The following is a 15,400-nucleotide window of genomic DNA, read 5'->3' as shown; positions in this document are numbered from 1 at the left end:
TGTGGCCTCCTACCCATCCACACGGTCGGTGAACGCCCGTTCCACCGTGCGCACGATCGTCGTGTCGTCAGGGGGTGGATCCAGGACGTCGTCGAGCCCGACGGCCGCGTCGTGGATCTCGGGATCGGACGGATCGGCTCCCAGCGCGGCCAGGAGGCGCTCGGGGCACCACCGGCGCAGGAGTCCGCACTGCACCAGCGCGCCGTGACGGCGTCGACGTTGGGCGAGGCCGACGAGCTTGCGGCCGCCAACCAGGACCTCCCCGCGTCCGGGGACCGCGTAGCAGACGGCCGCCAGGAGCTGCGCGCGGGGGTCGGTGCCCGGCGGGGGAGCGGCGTCGGGATGGACCGTGAGATCGGGCACGCCGAGGTCGGCGAGCGCGGTGCGCCAGGCCTCCCCGACGGTGAGGAAGACCCCGCTCAGCTCGTGCGTGCCACGCGGACCGAGCCACTCATCATCCGCGGGCAGGAGCACGTCGAGTGAGAGCATCCCCGGATCGAGCAGCACCGCACCACCGCCGGAGCCGCGGGTCACCTCCTCGATGCCGACGGTGCGGCGCAGGGTCAGGTGTCGTTGCCCTCGGCCCCGCACGATCGCGGTCCGGCTCGCGCGGTACCAGCGCAATCGCGGTACCGGGTCGTCGGCGAGCCGGTCGAGGAGCGCCTCGCTCCGCGCGAGCAGCGACGTCGGCTCGCCGACCTCCAGCGGATCGATGACCCACGATCGGCTCATCCCACGTCGCGGACCATCCCGTACTTGTCCTCGTACGTGGTCATGTTCGTGTTCAGCGCGTTCATGACCTTGCCGACCATGGTCGGGGCGATCTTCACTCGTGAGACGACCTCCGCTCGCGCCTTGCCGCCCTCGCCGCCGGGCAGCACCTGGCAGAAGTCCAGCGTGAACTCGTGTGGCGAGTGGCTGATCACCAGGAAGTTCGCGTAGACCCCGTGCTTCATCTCGTCATCGACGTGGACGCTGACTTGGCGTCCACCCCCGCTCTCGGGCGGGGTCGGCTCGGGTGGGGTGGGATCGTCGCTCATCGCGCGCTCCTGTTGGTGGGTTGGCTGCAGGGGATCCTAGGTCCCGGGCCGTCGAGGCGTCGGTGGCGATGACCGGTAGACTCGACCCCTGTCGCGGGCGCTTAGCTCAGATGGCGAGAGCGCGTGCCTTACAAGCACGAGGTCGCTGGTTCGAGTCCAGCAGCGCCCACTGCACTGTCGGAGGTGGCGCGTGCCCGACCTCCACGCGGCAGACCCGGAAAACCCGGTAGACGTCACGTGCTGGCCGCACCGACTCGTCGTCGCCGAGTGTGCTGGGCCGGCAGTGGCCCAGCGCGGGGTGGAGGGCCGCGGAAGCAGGTTCGAAGGGGCGCGACATGGGGTCGAGCGTCGCCACCGTTGAGTTCTGTCGGCTCGCCGACGGGTCGCGCGTGGCGTACGCGACCGTTGGTCACGGTCCGGCACTGGTGATGCTGCCCGGGTGGCTGTGCCATCTCGAGGAGAGCTGGGCGCATCCGGCGGCGGCGAGTGCGCGTGCCAAGTTCGCGGGGGCGCGCCGGTTCGTGTGGTACGACCGGCTCGGCTGCGGGTTGTCGGACCGTGAGGGGTTCGAGCCGTCGCTGGACAACGACGTCGACCAGCTGGTGGCGGTGTTGGACGCAGCCGGCATCGACCGGGCCGATCTGATTGGCTACTCCTTCGGGGCGCCGCCCGCGGCGGTGTTCGCCGCTCGCTATCCCGAACGTGTCGACCGGCTGGTGTGCTACTCGGCCTTCGCCCGCGGCACCGCCATCAGTACCGCCGAGGGGTCCGAGGCGCTGAAGCACCTGATCCGCCTTGACTGGGGGCTGGGGTCGCGCGCGCTGGCCAGCAGGCTGGTGCCCAACGCCAGCTCCAGGGACCTGGCATGGTTCGACCGCTTCCAGCGCACCGCGGCGTCGGCGGAGACGGCCTGCCGGCTCCTGGATCACCAGTGGACGATGGACGTGCGCGAGGCGCTGCCCGCCATCCGCGCGCCGACGCTGGTGCTGCACAACCGCGACGACCGCGCGGTGCCCCTCTCGGCTGGGCAGGAGATCGCCGCCCTGGTTCCCGGCGCGGAGCTGCGCGTGCTCGACGGCAACGAGCACGACCCGTTCATCCGGGATTCCGGATCGGTCGTCGAGTCGATCCTCGCCTTCGTCGATGGACGGCCCCAGCCGGCCGAAGCCGCCCCGCCACCCCCCGGGGTCGTGCTGACCCCGCGGGAGCGGGAGGTGCTAGTGCTGATCGCGCGCGGAGCGGCCAACAAGCGGATCGCCACGACGCTGGGGGTGACCCTGGCGACGGTGGAGCGTCACGTCACCAACCTCTACCGCAAGCTGGATGCCAACGGGCGGGCGGATGCCGTGCTGGCCGCGGTCGACATGGGGCTGGTCTCCCCGACGAGGTAGGTGCCGGGGGTTCCGCGGGGCCGCGCGATGAACGCGGCCATCGGACCTACGGGGTTTCCATGAGTTGACCCTGCGGGGGGTCCGCGACGCGGACCGCGTGCTTTCGGCCGTAGCGTCCCTGCCGTCGTCCCACGGCGTCGTTGACCGGGATCAGCCGTGGCACGGCACCAGCACGCCCGCGATGGATAGGAGGGCTCATGCCGCGAACGGAACCCATCAACGTGCCGATCGAGGAGATGCCGGTGGAGGTCGCCGACGGAGACCTCGTGACCCGCTATGCCGAATGGGGTGATCTCGCCGTTCGTCACCTGGACCTGCCGGCCGGCACCGACCTCGCACCGGTGCTCAAGGGGCTGCCGGACGATCGATGTGTCAGTCCGCACTGGGGCATGATCCTCGAAGGCGCCGTTCACCTCGAGCATGCCGACGGTCGACGCGACGTGGCCCACGCCGGCCAGGCGTACTTCTGGCCCGCCGGTCACCTGGCCTGGACCGAGCAGCGCACCGTGTTCTTCGAGGTAGGGCCGCTCGCGGAAATGCGCCACGTCCACGAGCACATCACCGGGGACGGCGGCTGACCCCGGTGGAGTGACCGCCGGGCCTAGCGTGTTTACTCGAAGGGGGTATCATGAAGCAAAGCTTCATCGAACCGCCCCTTATCGACGCGCCGGGAAGTGAGCCCCATGACCACCGAGACGCAGGCACCAGCAGCTCCGCCGGTCCTGACCAGCGACGGTCGAGCGTGGCTGCAGGGACGTCGCGACCGTGCCGCCGCACGCCTCGCCCAGGTCGAGGAGGAGCTGACCCTCGACCGTTCCGAGGGACTGTTCGAGGAGCGACGTCAGCTGCAGGCCCAGATGCACGACTGGGACGCTCTCCTCGCCCGCGCGGTGGCCCCCGGCGAGCTGCGCGACGACCCGACATTGGTCGAGGTCGGCGACGAGGTCGTGGTCGAGCTGCCCGACCGGACGCGCGAGACGCTGTTGATCGTCCACCCCGCCGAGGCGGCCATGGACGCGCACCGTACGTCCAGCGCTTCCCCGCTCGCGCAGGCGGTGCTCGGCCACCGCCCCGGTGACCGGGTCACCGTGCAGACGCCGGCGGGCGTCTACGGCTGCACGATCGTGGCGCGCGAGCGCAGCTCGTAGCGAGCCACCGCGATCAGGGGTCGCCAGCGGGTCCCTGCGGGTACGGCCAGCCGTTCGGCACGCACGCCCCGGTGCTGATCGTCTGCTGCTTCATCACCGGCGCGGGGGCGCCCTGACTGGGGCATGCGTGGTGGCCGTAGCCGAGGCCGTGGCCCACCTCGTGGTTGACGAGGTAGGCGCGGTACTGCTCGATCGGCCGGCCGTCGAACGGCTCGGCACCCTCGCGCCAGCGCATCGCGTTCAGCGCGGCGAACTCACCGTTCCAGCAGCTGTAGCGGCCGGCCGTGTGCAGGCCGGCCCGTGCGCACAGTTCGTCGGTGGTGTCGGGTGAGGTCAGCGCCACGCGGATGTCGGCGTCGTCGGGTTCGACGCGCTGGAGGCGGTACGCGTCCTGGGAGGCCCAACCCCGCTCGTCGTCGGTGAGGATCGCCGCGGCCGCGGGGACGAACCCGGCCGGGTCGACGCCGGCCTGGGGCTCGTACTCCAGTGAGTAGGTGAGGAGTTCCCCGTTCTCACCGACGATCTCGCCGACCCCGGTGACGGCCTCGAAGCCCTCCGGGGTGGTGCGCGTGCGCGGTGGGGCGGTGAGCGTGAAGGTGCCCGACAGCGGAGCCCGCCCGGCCACGTCCTCCTCACGACCGTGGGCCTCGCCGGGTTCCCGTGTGTGCAACGTGCCCGACAGCCGCACCTCCACCTCGCCACGGGTGTCGAGCGCTTCCGGGAGCTCGGTGAGCTCGACGGTCAGGCGCTCGTCGTCGAGCTGCACGTCGAGATCGAGCGCCTGCTCACCGGCGTGGAGCTTGACGGTGCTGTCCTCGGTCGGGGTGCCGTGCGCGTCGGTGATCTCCAGGCTCAGACGGCCGGCCTCGCGCTCGCTGAGATCGACCGTGGCGCCGGAGGCGGGATCCAGTTCCGGTTCCGCGACGTGACGGCCGACGCCGCCGACGAGGCGGGCGAGGCCGTCCACGGCGCGGTCCGAGAGCACCGTGGTGCCGCCCAGCACGGTCGTCGACTCGGGCGTGCGCTCCAGGAGCACCGCACCCAGCGCGCGCGGAGGGTAGTCGGCGGGGGAGAGGGCGAGCATGCCCCCACCGGCGGCCGCGAGGGAACCCCCTGTCAACGCATCGGGGAAGTCCTCGCCCGTCGCCACCACCAGCGGATCCGTGTCGTCGCCGGTCTGATGGTCATGGAACCGCTCCGCGAGCGCCGCGCTGGTCTCGTAGCGTTCCGCCCCCGCGGTGCGCGTGACCTCGAGGCCGAGGTCCTCGAGTGCATCGACCACCTCCTCGCCGACGGCGCGCTCGCCACCCGCGAGCTCGACGCGGTCGACGTCCCATTCGTCGAGCAGCTCGCGGGTCGGAGCGGGCAACTCGTCCTCGCGGGTGAGCACCAGGGGCCAGCCGTTCGCGGCCGCCGGGACCGACAGGGCGAGGGCGTCGGGGAACGTCTCACCGGAGGCCAGGGTGATGGTCTCGGGCTCCCCACCCCGGGCCTGGTCGTCGAACCGGTCGCTGATCGTCGAGGGATCAGAGGCGGCGCGGGCGATCTCGGCTGCCGTGCCGTGCCGGTCGTCGCCCGCCAGTCGCAGGACCTCCCGGCCCTCGGACTCCAGCGCCTCGGCGACGGTGGGGTCCAGCGCCGCGCTCCCCCCGAGCAGCACCACCGTGGCCTGGTCGGCGAGATGCTCGTCGAGGAACCCCGCGACGGGCTCGGCGAGCCGGTCCCCGTGGGTGAGCAGCAGCGGCGCGTCGACCCCGTGGGCCAGCGGCACTCCCGCGAGGGCGTCGGGGTAGTCGTCGGCGCGGGCCACGACCGCGGTGTCGAGCGCGCCCGGGGCCTCGCGCTCGGCCAGCGCGGCTCGGGCCGCCTCGACCGAGGTCTCGACCCGGTCCGCACCGGCCACGCGCACGATCTCGCTCGACGGCTCGTCGCCGGGCTCCTCAGCGGTTGCGGGTGGGGCCGGGCCGAACACCGCCACAGCCAGGACCAGCACGATGGCCGTCGCTCCCGCGGCCGGTGTCGCGCGCAGCCGGCGACCGGCACCGGGATGAGGCCTGCCCTCGGCCGAGCTCGTCACGCGTCACGCCTCCCTGAGCCCGCATCACGGGCATCGGCGTACGATGCCTTCGTGCGGCACCCACCTTGACGCGAGCGAGTCGGTTCACCGGCCGGTATCCCGGCGCCGACCCGTGCCACCGGACATGTCACCGCGCCGGGGGTCCCCGGCGGGCGATGAGTTCTCGCGGCCGCGGGGGTCTATTTGCTGGGGCCGTCCTGCTGCGTGTCGCTCGGGGGTCGTCGGCCCGGCCGAGAACGGACGATCGAAGGAGCGTGGGATGACTGGTGTGCGAGTGCTGGTCGGGACGAGCAAGGGGGCGTTCCTGCTGACGTCCGACGGTCGCCGGCAGGACTGGACGGTCGAGGGACCGCTCTTCGGCGGCTGGGAGATCTACCACGTCGCCGGTTCGCCGGCCGATCCGGACCGGCTGTACGCGTCGCAGTCGAACGGGTGGTTCGGCCAGGTCGTGCAACGATCCGACGACGGCGGAGCGAGTTGGGCGCCGGTCGGTAACGACTTCGCATACGAGGGCGAGCCGGGCACGCACCTGTTCTACGACGGCTCGTCGATGCCGTGGAGATTCACCCGCGTGTGGCACCTGCTGCCCTCCGCGGAGGATCCGGACGAGCTTCTTGCCGGGGTCGAGGACGCAGCCCTGTTCCGCAGCCAGGACGGTGGCGTCTCGTGGACCGAGTTGCCCGGCCTGCGCACCCACGCGTCAGCCTCCTCGTGGGCTCCGGGGGCAGGAGGGCTGTGCTTGCACACGATCCTTCCCCTGCCCGATGACCCGGACAGGATGCTGGTGGCGATCTCGGCAGCCGGAGTGCTCGCCACCGACGACGCCGGAACGACGTGGCATCCCTCCAACGCGGGGCTCAGTTCGGAGTTCATGCCCGACCCCGAGGCGGACGTCGGCCACTGCGTCCACAAGCTCGCCCAGCATCCGGCGCGACCGGATGTGGTGTTCATGCAGAAGCACTGGGACGTGATGCGGTCGGACGACCGGGGCCGCTCCTGGCGTGAGGTGAGCGGGAACCTCCCGACCGACTTCGGGTTCGCGATCGACGTGCACGCGCACGAACCGGACACCGTCTACGTGGCGCCGATCACCAGCGACGAACAGCACTACCCACCGGACGGGCGGCTGCGCGTGTACCGGTCCCGCACCGGGGGAGGGGAGTGGGAGCCGCTGGGCGAGGGGTTGCCCCAGGCCAACTGCTACGTCAACGTGTTGCGTGACGCGCTCGCGGTGGACTCGTTCGATCCGTGCGGCGTGTACCTGGGCACCACCGGAGGGCAGGTCTACGTCTCCGCCGACGAGGGGGACCACTGGCAGCCGATCGTGCGGGACCTGCCGCGCGTCCTCTCGGTCGAGGTGCAGACGCTGCCATGAGCGAGCGTGCGCGCACCGAGGCTGCCCGCATCCGGTTGGTGGTGCCCCACCAGCTCCGCACCCTCGCGCGCGTGAGCGGGGAGGTCACCGTCGAGGTCGCGCGGCCGGCCACGGTGGAGGCCGTCGTTGACGCGCTCGAGGCCGCCCACCCGTCGCTGGCTGGCACCGTCCGGGATCGTGCCACCGGCCGCCGGCGGGCGATGATCCGCGTGTACGCCGACGGCGAGGACTACTCCGATGCCTGGACCGAGGCCGAATTGCCCGCCTCGGTCATCCAAGGCCGGGAGCCGGTGCGGCTGATCGGGGCGATCGCCGGGGGGTGACCCGTTCTACGGGCGGGACGCGCGGCCGCGGCCCAGGAACCCGCTGACGATGCTGGCGATCACCAGCGCCCCGGCGATGATGAGCATCCACCACAGCGCCTCGACGGCGAGTCCGACGCCCCCGATGATCAGCGCAATGAGAATCAGCGCAATGGCCAGTCCCACGAGGTTCTCCTTCGGTTGATGGCAGGGCGAGCCGTCCGGCTCGGTCGCCCCCCGATACCCGTATTGCGGAGATCGAACCGTGGGAGAGCCGTCGCGTCCGCTCACCCCGCGGGCGGAGCGAGGCGTCGGGTACCTTCCCGCGGCCTAGACGGCCCGTGAATCGGGGCGGACGGTCTCGCCGGCACGGTGGCGAGCGGCATCGCGCTCCAGCACGAACAGCCTTCGGCGCACCGCGTCCCACGCCTCCGTGCCGAGGGCGAGCCATCGCAGCTCCTCGGCGATCCGGCCCAACGCCCGTTCGTCGACGGGCTCGCCTCGCTCGAGCGCCTCGCGCAACGCCAGCATGCGATCCTCGAGATCCTGGCCGGGAGCATCCCAGGTCAGGTACAGGGGCGCTTCGCTGATCCCCTCGTTGAGCAGCGCCATCACGTACGCGACCTCGCGCCGTGGACCCACGGCGGTCAGGTCGGTCCCGTGGACGGTGAGCTCCACCTCGCGCTCGTCGACCCCCACGGTCAGTTGGAGCATCCCTCCGTCCAGCTTCCGGTCGAAGATGTCGGAGAGGACCCACGCGAGGCCCCTGAAGAGCGCGCGGATCGGGAGTTCGGCCTCGGTACGCCTCGTCGACAATCCCACACGCTGGAGGATGGCCTCGACCCGGTCGCGGCACTCGGCGAGGTCGTCGTCGCGCACCATGATCGTCTGGTGTCGGACGTCGCGCAGGCGGGCGACCTGGCGCAGCTTCACGATCGGTACGACCAGCAACACGGCGACGACGAGCACGGCGATGATCGGTGCGTAGACGTACCCCTTGAGGATCTGTCCCACGGTGGAGCGGCCCGCGACCCGATGGTTGACCGTGAACGCCGTGAGTCCACCGACCACCGCGGGCACGAGGACGAGCAGCACGGCCGCCACGGTCCGCACCAATTGCTCGTCGCCGCCGAGGAACGGCAGGACGAGTTCGCCGACCTCGGGGAACAGCACGGCGACCGGCAGGACGATCCACGCGAGCGACAGCAGCCCGACCGCCGCGATCTTGGTGTCGTCGCGGGACGGCATGCGACCGAAGAACGTGATCGTCGCGAGCCCGAAGAGCTTGCTGAACGTCTTCGAGATGGCCAGGGCGATCAGGCGGATGACGGCAGGCATGGTCACTCCGGCGGGTGGCTGCGGCGGTAGGTTGCGCGATGGCCCGAGCGGCGACAGGAGTGGGGGTGGGCTGGACCGAGGCGAGAGTCGAGGACGCGCGCTTCGTGCTGCGCGAGGAGCATCACCGCCCGGCCCTCGAACGGCTGCTGCGACTGGCGCGGGAGACGTTCCACTACGATCTCTCGGACCTCCAGCTCCGCGACGTGGACGGGTTCCTCCGGCTGCTCGGATTCGCCACCGAGCGCGATGGCGGCGACATCGTCGGCCTCGCGTTCGAGGACAAGCTGGTCCCCGAGATCGAGGACGTCTTCGACGCCCTCGCCCCCTACCTCGAGGCGGGCTCCTACGTGCGGATGCACGGCGGGACCAACGCCCGGTGGCGTTACGACTTCGACGGCAACGTGTGTCACCGCCGCGACGAGCCCCCCGACTACTGGAAGGGCCGCTGAGGGCTTGCCGACGGCCGGCGCCGGCCGCGCTACTCGAGGTCGCCGCGCTCGCGCACGCGTTCCACCAGCTGGCGCACCTCCTCGCGGCTGCCCGGGCTCGCGTCGAGCCACTCCCGACGCACGCGCAGGAAGCGTTCGCCCAGGTCGGCGCGAACGTCATCGGGCACGTTCTCGCGCGCGGCGTTCAGGACGTCGCGCTCCTCCTCGTCGAGATGATGGGTCACCGTCTCCACGAGCTCCTCGAGCTGCGCCTCGAACGCGTCCGACTGCGGGTTCTCGACCTCGAGGAGCGCCAGCAGCTCCTGGTGGCCCTCCGCGTGCTCCTCGGCGCTGTGCGCGATCTCCTCGTCCTCCTCGGGTGCGCGGTGGCGCAGGCTCGGGTAGACCTCGCGTTCCTCGGCCTCGGCGTGCGCCACGAGCAGGTCGGCCAGCTCCCGCAGCCGCGTGGGGCGGTCCTCCTCGCGGTCGCGCAGCCGTCGGAACAGGCGCTCGAACTCGCGATGATCGGCGAGGATCAGCTCGACGACGTCGTTGCTCTCGCGGACCGACGCGCCGCCGGGGACGGGTTCGGACATGGGTCGCCTCCTCTCGGGTCGGACCGCACCGATTCCCCCTCGCCGAGGAATCAACCATGTGCCGGCACTCCGCGGACGGTGGAGGAGCCGCCCGTCGCCGCACCGGTCACCCGTGGAGCTCACCCGTGGAGCGCGCCCTCGCCCCCGCGTGGGCGCGGGCGCGATCGCGTGCATGCAGCCGCCGCAGCGCGTAGGGGAGGATGCCGCCGTGGGCGTAGTAGTCGGCCTCCTTCGGCGTGTCGAGGCGTACGCGGACCGGGAAGCGCACCGGCTCCTCGTCCGGCTCGGACCGGGCGGTGACCTGGAGGGACGTGGGGGCCCGGTCGGGCTCGCCGCTCCAGCCGTCGAGCCCGTGGAGGCCGAACGTCTCGGTGCCCGACAGGCCGAGCGCGTCAGCCGGCTGCGGGAGCTCCAGCGGCAACACGCCCATGCCGACGAGGTTCGAGCGATGGATGCGCTCGAAGCTCTCGGCCAGCACCGCGCGGACGCCGAGCAGCCGCGTGGCCTTGGCTGCCCAGTCGCGGCTCGAGCCGGAACCGTAGAGGCGGCCGGCGAGCACGATGAGCGGGACGGCGTCACCGGCGTATCGCTGGTGGGCTTCGTAGATCGACAGCTGCTCGCCCGACGGCAGGTAGGTCGTCACGCCGCCCTCCGTGCCGGGCGCGAGCTCGTTGCGCAACCTCGGGTTGGAGAAGGCACCGCGCAGCATCACCTCGTGGTTGCCCCGGCGCGAGGCATACACGTTGAAGTTGACCGGGCGGACCCCCCGGTCGGCGAGGTACCCGGCCGCGGGGCTTTCGGCCGGGATCGCGCCGGCGGGGGAGATGTGGTCGGTGGTGACCGAGTCGCCGAGCTTCAGGAGCGCGCGGGCGCCGACGATGTCGGCGGGTGGGGCGGGCTCGGTGGCCACGCCGTCGAGGAACGGCGGACGGCGCACGTAGGTCGAGTCGGGATCCCAGGCGAAGCGGGCTCCGGGGGGCGCGTCGACCTCCCGCCAGGGACCGTCCCCGGAGAAGATGTCGGCGTAGCGCTCGCGGAACAGGTCCGTGGTGACGTGGGTCCGGGTGACCTCGTCGATCTCGGCGTGGGTCGGCCAGAGGTCGGCGAGGTACACTGGTTCGCCGGCGGGGTCGTGGCCCAAGGGCTCGCGGTACAGGTCGATGTGCACGGTCCCGGCCAGCGCGTAGGCGACCACGAGCGGGGGCGAGGCGAGATAGTTCAGCCGGCAGTCCGGGTGGATGCGGTCCTCGAAGTTGCGGTTGCCCGACAGCACGCTCGCGACGGTGAGGTCGTGCGCGCGGACCGTCTCGGCGACGCCGTCGAGCAGGTCGCCCGACTGGCCGATGCAGGTGGTGCAGCCGTAGCCCACGAGATGGAACCCCAGCTCCTCGAGGTGGGGGAGGAGGCCGGCGCGCTCGTAGTAGTCCATGACGACCTTGGAGCCCGGCGCCAGCGACGTCTTCACCCAGGGCTGACGCGCCAAACCCGCACGGGTGGCGTTGCGGGCGACCAGGCCGGCGCCGACCATCACCTCGGGGTTGGACGTGTTGGTGCAGCTCGTGATCGCGGCGATGACGACGTCACCGTGGGTGAGCTGCGTCCGGCGGCCGTCGGTCAGGGTGACCGGTGCGCGCTCGGCCTCCGGCGAGTCGTCGCCGGTGATGACCCGGGAGGCGGGATCGCGGGGTGCGGGTGAGGACGGCAGGACCTCCCCGGCATGCCGCTTGGCCACGGAGAGGCGCACGCGGTCCTGGGGGCGGCTGGGGCCGGCGAGGCTCGGCTCGACCGTGCCGAGGTCGAGGGAGAGGTGCTCGCTGTAGACCGCCGCGCGGTCGGGGTCGTGAAACAGCCCCTGCGCCCGCGCGTAGGCCTCCACCAAGCGCACGTGGGCGGGGTCGCGGCCGGTGAACTCGAGGTAGCGCAGCGTTTCCTCGTCGATCGGGAAGATCGCCGCCGTCGATCCGTACTCCGGGCTCATGTTGCCGATGGTCGCTCGTGTGGCCAGCGGCACCTGTGACACGCCGGGCCCGTGGAACTCGACGAACTTGCCGACGACCCCGTGGTCGCGCAGTTGCTCGGTGATGGTCAGCACGAGGTCGGTCGCGGTCGCCCCCTCCGGCAGCGCCCCGGACAGCTCGAACCCGACGACGCTGGGCGTCGTCATCGAGATCGCCTCGCCGAGCATCGCGGCCTCGGCCTCGATGCCGCCGACGCCCCACGCGAGCACCCCGAGCCCGTTGATCATCGTGGTGTGGCTGTCGGCCCCGACTGTCGCGTCGGGGAACGCCCATCCGTGTCGCGAGGTCACCACGTCGGCGAGGTACTCGAGGTTGACTTGATGCATGATCCCGGTGTTCGGCGGGACGACCCGCAAGTCCCCGAAGGCCTGCTGGGCCCACTTGAGGAACCGATACCGCTCGCCGTTGCGCTCGAGTTCGATCGTGGCGTTGCGCAGGAACGCGTCCGGCACCCCCGAGATCGCGGCCGGGATCGAGTGGTCGATGACCAGGTGCGCGGGTAGGCCGGTCTCCACGGCGGTCGGGTCGTCACCGAGCTCCGCCAGGGCGTCCCGCACGGCCGCGAGGTCGACCGCCGCAGGCACGCCGGTCGTGTCGTGCAGCAGGACGCGACCGGGGGTGAAGCGCACCTCCTCGGCCTCTTGCTCGGGGGACCAGTCCGCGAGGCGCCGGATGGTCGCGGCGGTCACGTCCCGACCGTCCTCATGGCGCAGCAGGTTCTCGAGCAACACCTTCAGGCAGAAGGGCAGGCGTTCCGTGCCCGGGATCGCGTCGAGGCGGCAGTACCACCACCGCTCGCCGTCGACGCGGAGCTCGTCGACGCTCCCGAAGCTGTCGGCCGGGCGGGCTGCATCGTCTGCCACGTGACGTCCTCTCGGTGCTGGTGCGGCCCCGGTCTCACTCGTCGACGAGGCCGAGGATCCGATCGGTCTCGGTCAGGTCCGCGACCACGGCGTCGGCGCCGAGGCCCTCCAGTTCATCGCGCTCGAAGCGTCCCGTGGCGACCAGCAGGCAGTTGGCCGCTCCCGCCCGGGCACAGGCCACGTCGTTCGGCGTGTCGCCGATGACCCAGATCCGGTCCGGGTCCCGCCCGAGGGTCATCGCGGCTCGCTGTCGAGCGACCGGGACGAGCTCGGCGCGGTCGGGGTGGTCGCTACCGTAGGCACCGAGCCGCCAGTCGAGCCAGGCATCGACGCCCACGGCCGCGGTCTTCGCGCGCGCGTTCGGCGCGACGTTGCCCGAGAGGATGGCCTGCACGACCCCGGGTCGCGCGTCGAGCGCGGCCAACAGCTCCGGCACACCGGGCAGGGCCCGCGCCTCGCGGCGCAGCCGATCGTCCTCCTCGGCCAGCCGAGCCACGAGGCGATCGAGGATCTCGGGGACCCGGTCGGCTGCTCGCGTTGCGGGCTCCTCCATGGACGCGAGGATCTCGACGGTGATCTGCGGATCGGTCTTGCCGCTCATCGCCACGCCGTGATTGTTCGGGTGACGGCCGGTGACATCCTCGATCGCTCGGTCGAAGACCTCCCTGGCCAGCGGCCCCGCTCGCAGCAGAGTGCCGTCGATGTCCCACAGGATGAGGTTCACCCGGCACAGCCTAGATGGGGTCGACGCCGCCGGCGGCCGTGGCCCACGGTCTCGCCGGCTCGTCCGGCGTCACTGCTCGCTGGGCTCCAACGACGGATCGCGGGAGGCCAGCCGCCACCACGAGACCCCGTAGGCGAGTGTCAACGCGGCGAGGGCGGCCACGACGACCCAGCCGGTCGCGCTCCCCCAGATCGCGGTCTGCTGCATGAACGCCCAGAGCGTGCCCACCGCGCTCGCGGTGAAGAGCGCACCGAGGACGCTCGACCCGGCGTCCGCCAGCGCCCTGGCGCCGACGAGCAGGACGGCGCTGAGCGTGACCGCGAAGACGCCGATCATGCGTAGAAGCGCGAGCCCGGCGTAGAGCTCGGGCACGTTCGCCGCGTCGTCACTGGGGGCACCCACGCTGACGTGAAAGCTCTCGGCGACCACCACGGGGGCGACGAGCAGCATCACGCCGACGACGAACAACACGCCGCCGTGGACCTTGAACAACCGCAGTCGCGCGGTACGGGTTCGCATGGCGGTGGCCCTCCCGCTCCCGAATGGACTTGGCAGCGAATCACATGATGCGCTCGGTGCGGGACGGGAGGCAAGGGGATATCGGCTCGTGGCGACGTCGCGGAGCCGTGGGGCCGCGAGTGTGGCCGCGGTACCGCGGGGTGGTTCCGACGGTTCCGCGCCTGCAGCACGAGGGCGGACGTGTCATCGGGCTCGCCCGGCCGACCGGCTCCACGGGCGCAGACGGGCCGCGGCGCGCATGGCGCCGCGGCCCGCGTCCTGCGACCCCGCAGGCCTTATTCGACGGTCACCTCGACCGTGTCGGTTCCCCCGTACGTCTGGTGCGCACCATCACCGATCTGCACGCACAGCTCGTAGTCCCCCGGCTCGAGGTCGAGCTCGAACTCGTCGCTGCCATCGCTGAGGTGGTAGTACCCGTCGTCCTCGGCGTCGTCACTGGGGCCCGGAACCACCCCACCGTCCTCGACGCAGCCGATGTCGACCAGCAGGTGCAGGTGCCCCTCACCCACATCGACCCCGTTGACCTCCGCGAGCTCCACGTTCTCGACCTCGAACTCCATCTCGACCGGCGATTCGACGGTGTCCCCGTCCTCCGGCGAAAGAAACGTCACCTCCGCATCGTCCGGCTGAGCGCCGAGGTCGTACTCTTCGTCCTCGTCTGCCTCGTCTGCCTCGTCTGCCTCGTCGTCCTCGTCCGCTTCGTCGTCCTCGTCCGCTTCGTCGTCCTCGTCCTCGGGCGCCTCGACCTCTTCGTCCTGGTCGTCCTCGGGCTCCTCGTCCGGGTCCTCTTCGACCTCGCACGCGGCGAGGGCCAGGAGTCCGAGGACGAGCACTGCGATGAGTCGCCGCATCAACTCTCCCATCTCGCCGATGGCCCCTCCGCGACGAACAGGCAACGCGGAGGCCATCGGCCCCCCTCAACGGTCAGATCGGCCGCACTCCAACGCGTCGCTTGTGAGCACGACTGATCCCATGCTATTGGGTTGGGCGGAACACGCCACGATTCTCAGACCTCCACGATTACGTGGCGTCCGGTCCCCCGGGCTGGGATCGTTCCCGGTCATGGGCTGCGGTCCGCTAGGCTGCGAGGGTCCGCCCGGCGGTACCCGCGACAGCGACGGGTACCGATCTCGCGAGCGAAAGGAGCGGACATGGGGGTGCGCCACGTCGCGTTGTTCCGGTTCGTCGAGGGCACCAGTGACGAGCACGTGCGTCGCATCGACGAGGCGCTCGCGCAGTTGCCCGAGGAGATCCTCGAGCTGCGCTCCTACGTCTTCGGGCGTGACCTGGGGGTGAGCGGCGGCGCGTGGGACTACGGCGTGGTGGCCGACGTCACCGACGTCGATGCGTTCGTGGCGTACCGCGATCATCCGAGCCATCGCCGGGTGGTCGACGACCTGATCGGGCCGGTCGTCGCCGAGCGCGCGTCGATGCAGTTGGCGACCCCCTGATCAGCGACCTGCTGACCGGCCATCCCCGTCTGACCGGCCGTCCCCGTCTGACCGGCCATCCCCTTCCGACTGGCCGTTCTCCGGGCGCCGCCTGCCTGGGCAGCCTTTCCCTGGGCGGTTGTCCGGGCGC

At 71.6% G+C, this 15,400-nt stretch carries 17 protein-coding genes and 1 tRNA gene; 8 read left to right on the top strand and 10 right to left on the bottom strand.

Annotation, left to right across the window (positions count from 1 at the left end; genetic code table 11):
* Positions 1-9: 9 nt before the first annotated feature.
* On the bottom strand, positions 10-732 hold the full coding sequence (locus ER308_RS00975) for a lipoyl protein ligase domain-containing protein (protein WP_131153280.1): 723 nt from the start codon (positions 730-732) through the stop codon (positions 10-12).
* The gene (locus ER308_RS00970) at positions 729-1,040 is read right to left on the bottom strand and encodes a DUF3467 domain-containing protein (protein ID WP_131153279.1); all 312 of its coding nucleotides are present in this window, start codon (positions 1,038-1,040) and stop codon (positions 729-731) included. Before ER308_RS00970 ends, ER308_RS00975 begins: the two co-directional genes overlap by 4 nt.
* 95 nt (positions 1,041-1,135) lie before the next feature.
* On the opposite strand from ER308_RS00970, the gene ER308_RS00965 reads away from it, so the two are divergent.
* The 4 genes from ER308_RS00965 (at position 1,136) to ER308_RS00950 (ending at position 3,579) form a co-directional block, all read left to right on the top strand.
* Positions 1,136-1,209 (top strand) — tRNA-Val (locus tag ER308_RS00965).
* Positions 1,210-1,375: 166 nt separating this feature from the next.
* Entirely contained in the window at positions 1,376-2,431 is a 1,056-nt protein-coding gene (locus tag ER308_RS00960; protein WP_131153278.1) for an alpha/beta fold hydrolase, read from the top strand.
* Between the two features lie 197 nt (positions 2,432-2,628).
* Positions 2,629-3,009, top strand: coding sequence for a cupin domain-containing protein (locus tag ER308_RS00955; protein WP_131153277.1), 381 nt, complete (start codon positions 2,629-2,631; stop codon positions 3,007-3,009).
* Positions 3,010-3,114: 105 nt separating this feature from the next.
* Entirely contained in the window at positions 3,115-3,579 is a 465-nt protein-coding gene (locus ER308_RS00950) for a GreA/GreB family elongation factor (protein ID WP_131153276.1), read from the top strand.
* A gap of 13 nt (positions 3,580-3,592) precedes the next feature.
* Here ER308_RS00950 and ER308_RS00945 read toward each other — a convergent pair whose 3' ends face one another.
* Positions 3,593-5,656, bottom strand: a complete 2,064-nt coding sequence (locus ER308_RS00945) for a cell wall-binding repeat-containing protein (protein WP_131153275.1) — start codon at positions 5,654-5,656, stop codon at positions 3,593-3,595.
* Positions 5,657-5,915: 259 nt separating this feature from the next.
* Between ER308_RS00945 and ER308_RS00940 the strand changes: the two genes are divergently transcribed.
* Positions 5,916-7,031, top strand: a complete 1,116-nt coding sequence (locus ER308_RS00940) for a WD40/YVTN/BNR-like repeat-containing protein (RefSeq protein ID WP_131153274.1) — start codon at positions 5,916-5,918, stop codon at positions 7,029-7,031.
* Complete coding sequence (locus tag ER308_RS00935) at positions 7,028-7,354, top strand: MoaD/ThiS family protein (protein WP_131153273.1); 327 nt, start codon at positions 7,028-7,030, stop codon at positions 7,352-7,354. Before ER308_RS00940 ends, ER308_RS00935 begins: the two co-directional genes overlap by 4 nt.
* 6 nt (positions 7,355-7,360) lie before the next feature.
* Here ER308_RS00935 and ER308_RS21230 read toward each other — a convergent pair whose 3' ends face one another.
* Together ER308_RS21230 and ER308_RS00930 are read right to left on the bottom strand one after the other, a co-directional pair.
* Entirely contained in the window at positions 7,361-7,519 is a 159-nt protein-coding gene (locus tag ER308_RS21230; protein ID WP_165491706.1) for a hypothetical protein, read from the bottom strand.
* Between the two features lie 144 nt (positions 7,520-7,663).
* Positions 7,664-8,671, bottom strand: a complete 1,008-nt coding sequence (locus ER308_RS00930) for a hypothetical protein (protein ID WP_131153272.1) — start codon at positions 8,669-8,671, stop codon at positions 7,664-7,666.
* Between the two features lie 65 nt (positions 8,672-8,736).
* Here ER308_RS00930 and ER308_RS00925 point away from each other — a divergent pair, with 65 nt between their 5' ends.
* Complete coding sequence (locus tag ER308_RS00925; RefSeq protein WP_205745814.1) at positions 8,737-9,120, top strand: hypothetical protein; 384 nt, start codon at positions 8,737-8,739, stop codon at positions 9,118-9,120.
* A gap of 29 nt (positions 9,121-9,149) precedes the next feature.
* Here ER308_RS00925 and ER308_RS00920 read toward each other — a convergent pair whose 3' ends face one another.
* The 5 genes from ER308_RS00920 to ER308_RS00900 form a co-directional block, all read right to left on the bottom strand.
* The gene (locus ER308_RS00920) at positions 9,150-9,695 is read right to left on the bottom strand and encodes a hemerythrin domain-containing protein (protein ID WP_131153270.1); all 546 of its coding nucleotides are present in this window, start codon (positions 9,693-9,695) and stop codon (positions 9,150-9,152) included.
* A gap of 106 nt (positions 9,696-9,801) precedes the next feature.
* A complete protein-coding gene (acnA, locus tag ER308_RS00915; protein ID WP_131153269.1) occupies positions 9,802-12,576 on the bottom strand; it encodes an aconitate hydratase AcnA in 2,775 nt (924 codons plus the stop codon).
* Between the two features lie 34 nt (positions 12,577-12,610).
* Positions 12,611-13,300, bottom strand: a complete 690-nt coding sequence (locus ER308_RS00910; RefSeq protein ID WP_165491705.1) for an HAD family hydrolase — start codon at positions 13,298-13,300, stop codon at positions 12,611-12,613.
* 69 nt (positions 13,301-13,369) lie between these two features.
* Positions 13,370-13,819, bottom strand: coding sequence for a hypothetical protein (locus tag ER308_RS00905; RefSeq protein WP_131153267.1), 450 nt, complete (start codon positions 13,817-13,819; stop codon positions 13,370-13,372).
* Between the two features lie 275 nt (positions 13,820-14,094).
* Complete coding sequence (locus ER308_RS00900) at positions 14,095-14,670, bottom strand: DUF4399 domain-containing protein (protein WP_205745813.1); 576 nt, start codon at positions 14,668-14,670, stop codon at positions 14,095-14,097.
* Positions 14,671-14,970: 300 nt separating this feature from the next.
* Here ER308_RS00900 and ER308_RS00895 point away from each other — a divergent pair, with 300 nt between their 5' ends.
* Positions 14,971-15,270: a Dabb family protein gene (locus ER308_RS00895; protein ID WP_131153266.1), complete on the top strand. Its 300-nt coding sequence runs from the start codon at positions 14,971-14,973 to the stop codon at positions 15,268-15,270.
* The last annotated feature ends 130 nt before the right edge of the window (positions 15,271-15,400 follow it).

The sequence above is a fragment of the Egibacter rhizosphaerae genome (genome assembly GCF_004322855.1).
Classification (GTDB): Bacteria; Actinomycetota; Nitriliruptoria; order Euzebyales; family Egibacteraceae; genus Egibacter; species Egibacter rhizosphaerae.
Note: the sequence above shows the minus strand (reverse complement) of the source record. Positions and strands in the feature narration are given on the sequence as shown.

Excerpts from the sequence above, each read along its gene's own strand:
- ER308_RS00975 (WP_131153280.1), bottom strand. The coding sequence starts at position 732 with ATGAGCCGATCGTGGGTCATCGATCCGCTGGAGGTCGGCGAGCCGACG.
- ER308_RS00970 (WP_131153279.1), bottom strand. The coding sequence starts at position 1,040 with ATGAGCGACGATCCCACCCCACCCGAGCCGACCCCGCCCGAGAGCGGG.
- ER308_RS00960 (WP_131153278.1), top strand. The coding sequence starts at position 1,376 with ATGGGGTCGAGCGTCGCCACCGTTGAGTTCTGTCGGCTCGCCGACGGG.
- ER308_RS00955 (WP_131153277.1), top strand. The coding sequence starts at position 2,629 with ATGCCGCGAACGGAACCCATCAACGTGCCGATCGAGGAGATGCCGGTG.
- ER308_RS00950 (WP_131153276.1), top strand. The coding sequence starts at position 3,115 with ATGACCACCGAGACGCAGGCACCAGCAGCTCCGCCGGTCCTGACCAGC.
- ER308_RS00940 (WP_131153274.1), top strand. The coding sequence starts at position 5,916 with ATGACTGGTGTGCGAGTGCTGGTCGGGACGAGCAAGGGGGCGTTCCTG.
- ER308_RS00935 (WP_131153273.1), top strand. The coding sequence starts at position 7,028 with ATGAGCGAGCGTGCGCGCACCGAGGCTGCCCGCATCCGGTTGGTGGTG.
- ER308_RS00930 (WP_131153272.1), bottom strand. The coding sequence starts at position 8,671 with ATGCCTGCCGTCATCCGCCTGATCGCCCTGGCCATCTCGAAGACGTTC.
- ER308_RS00920 (WP_131153270.1), bottom strand. The coding sequence starts at position 9,695 with ATGTCCGAACCCGTCCCCGGCGGCGCGTCGGTCCGCGAGAGCAACGAC.
- ER308_RS00905 (WP_131153267.1), bottom strand. The coding sequence starts at position 13,819 with ATGCGAACCCGTACCGCGCGACTGCGGTTGTTCAAGGTCCACGGCGGC.
- ER308_RS00900 (WP_205745813.1), bottom strand. The coding sequence starts at position 14,670 with ATGCGGCGACTCATCGCAGTGCTCGTCCTCGGACTCCTGGCCCTCGCC.
- ER308_RS00895 (WP_131153266.1), top strand. The coding sequence starts at position 14,971 with ATGGGGGTGCGCCACGTCGCGTTGTTCCGGTTCGTCGAGGGCACCAGT.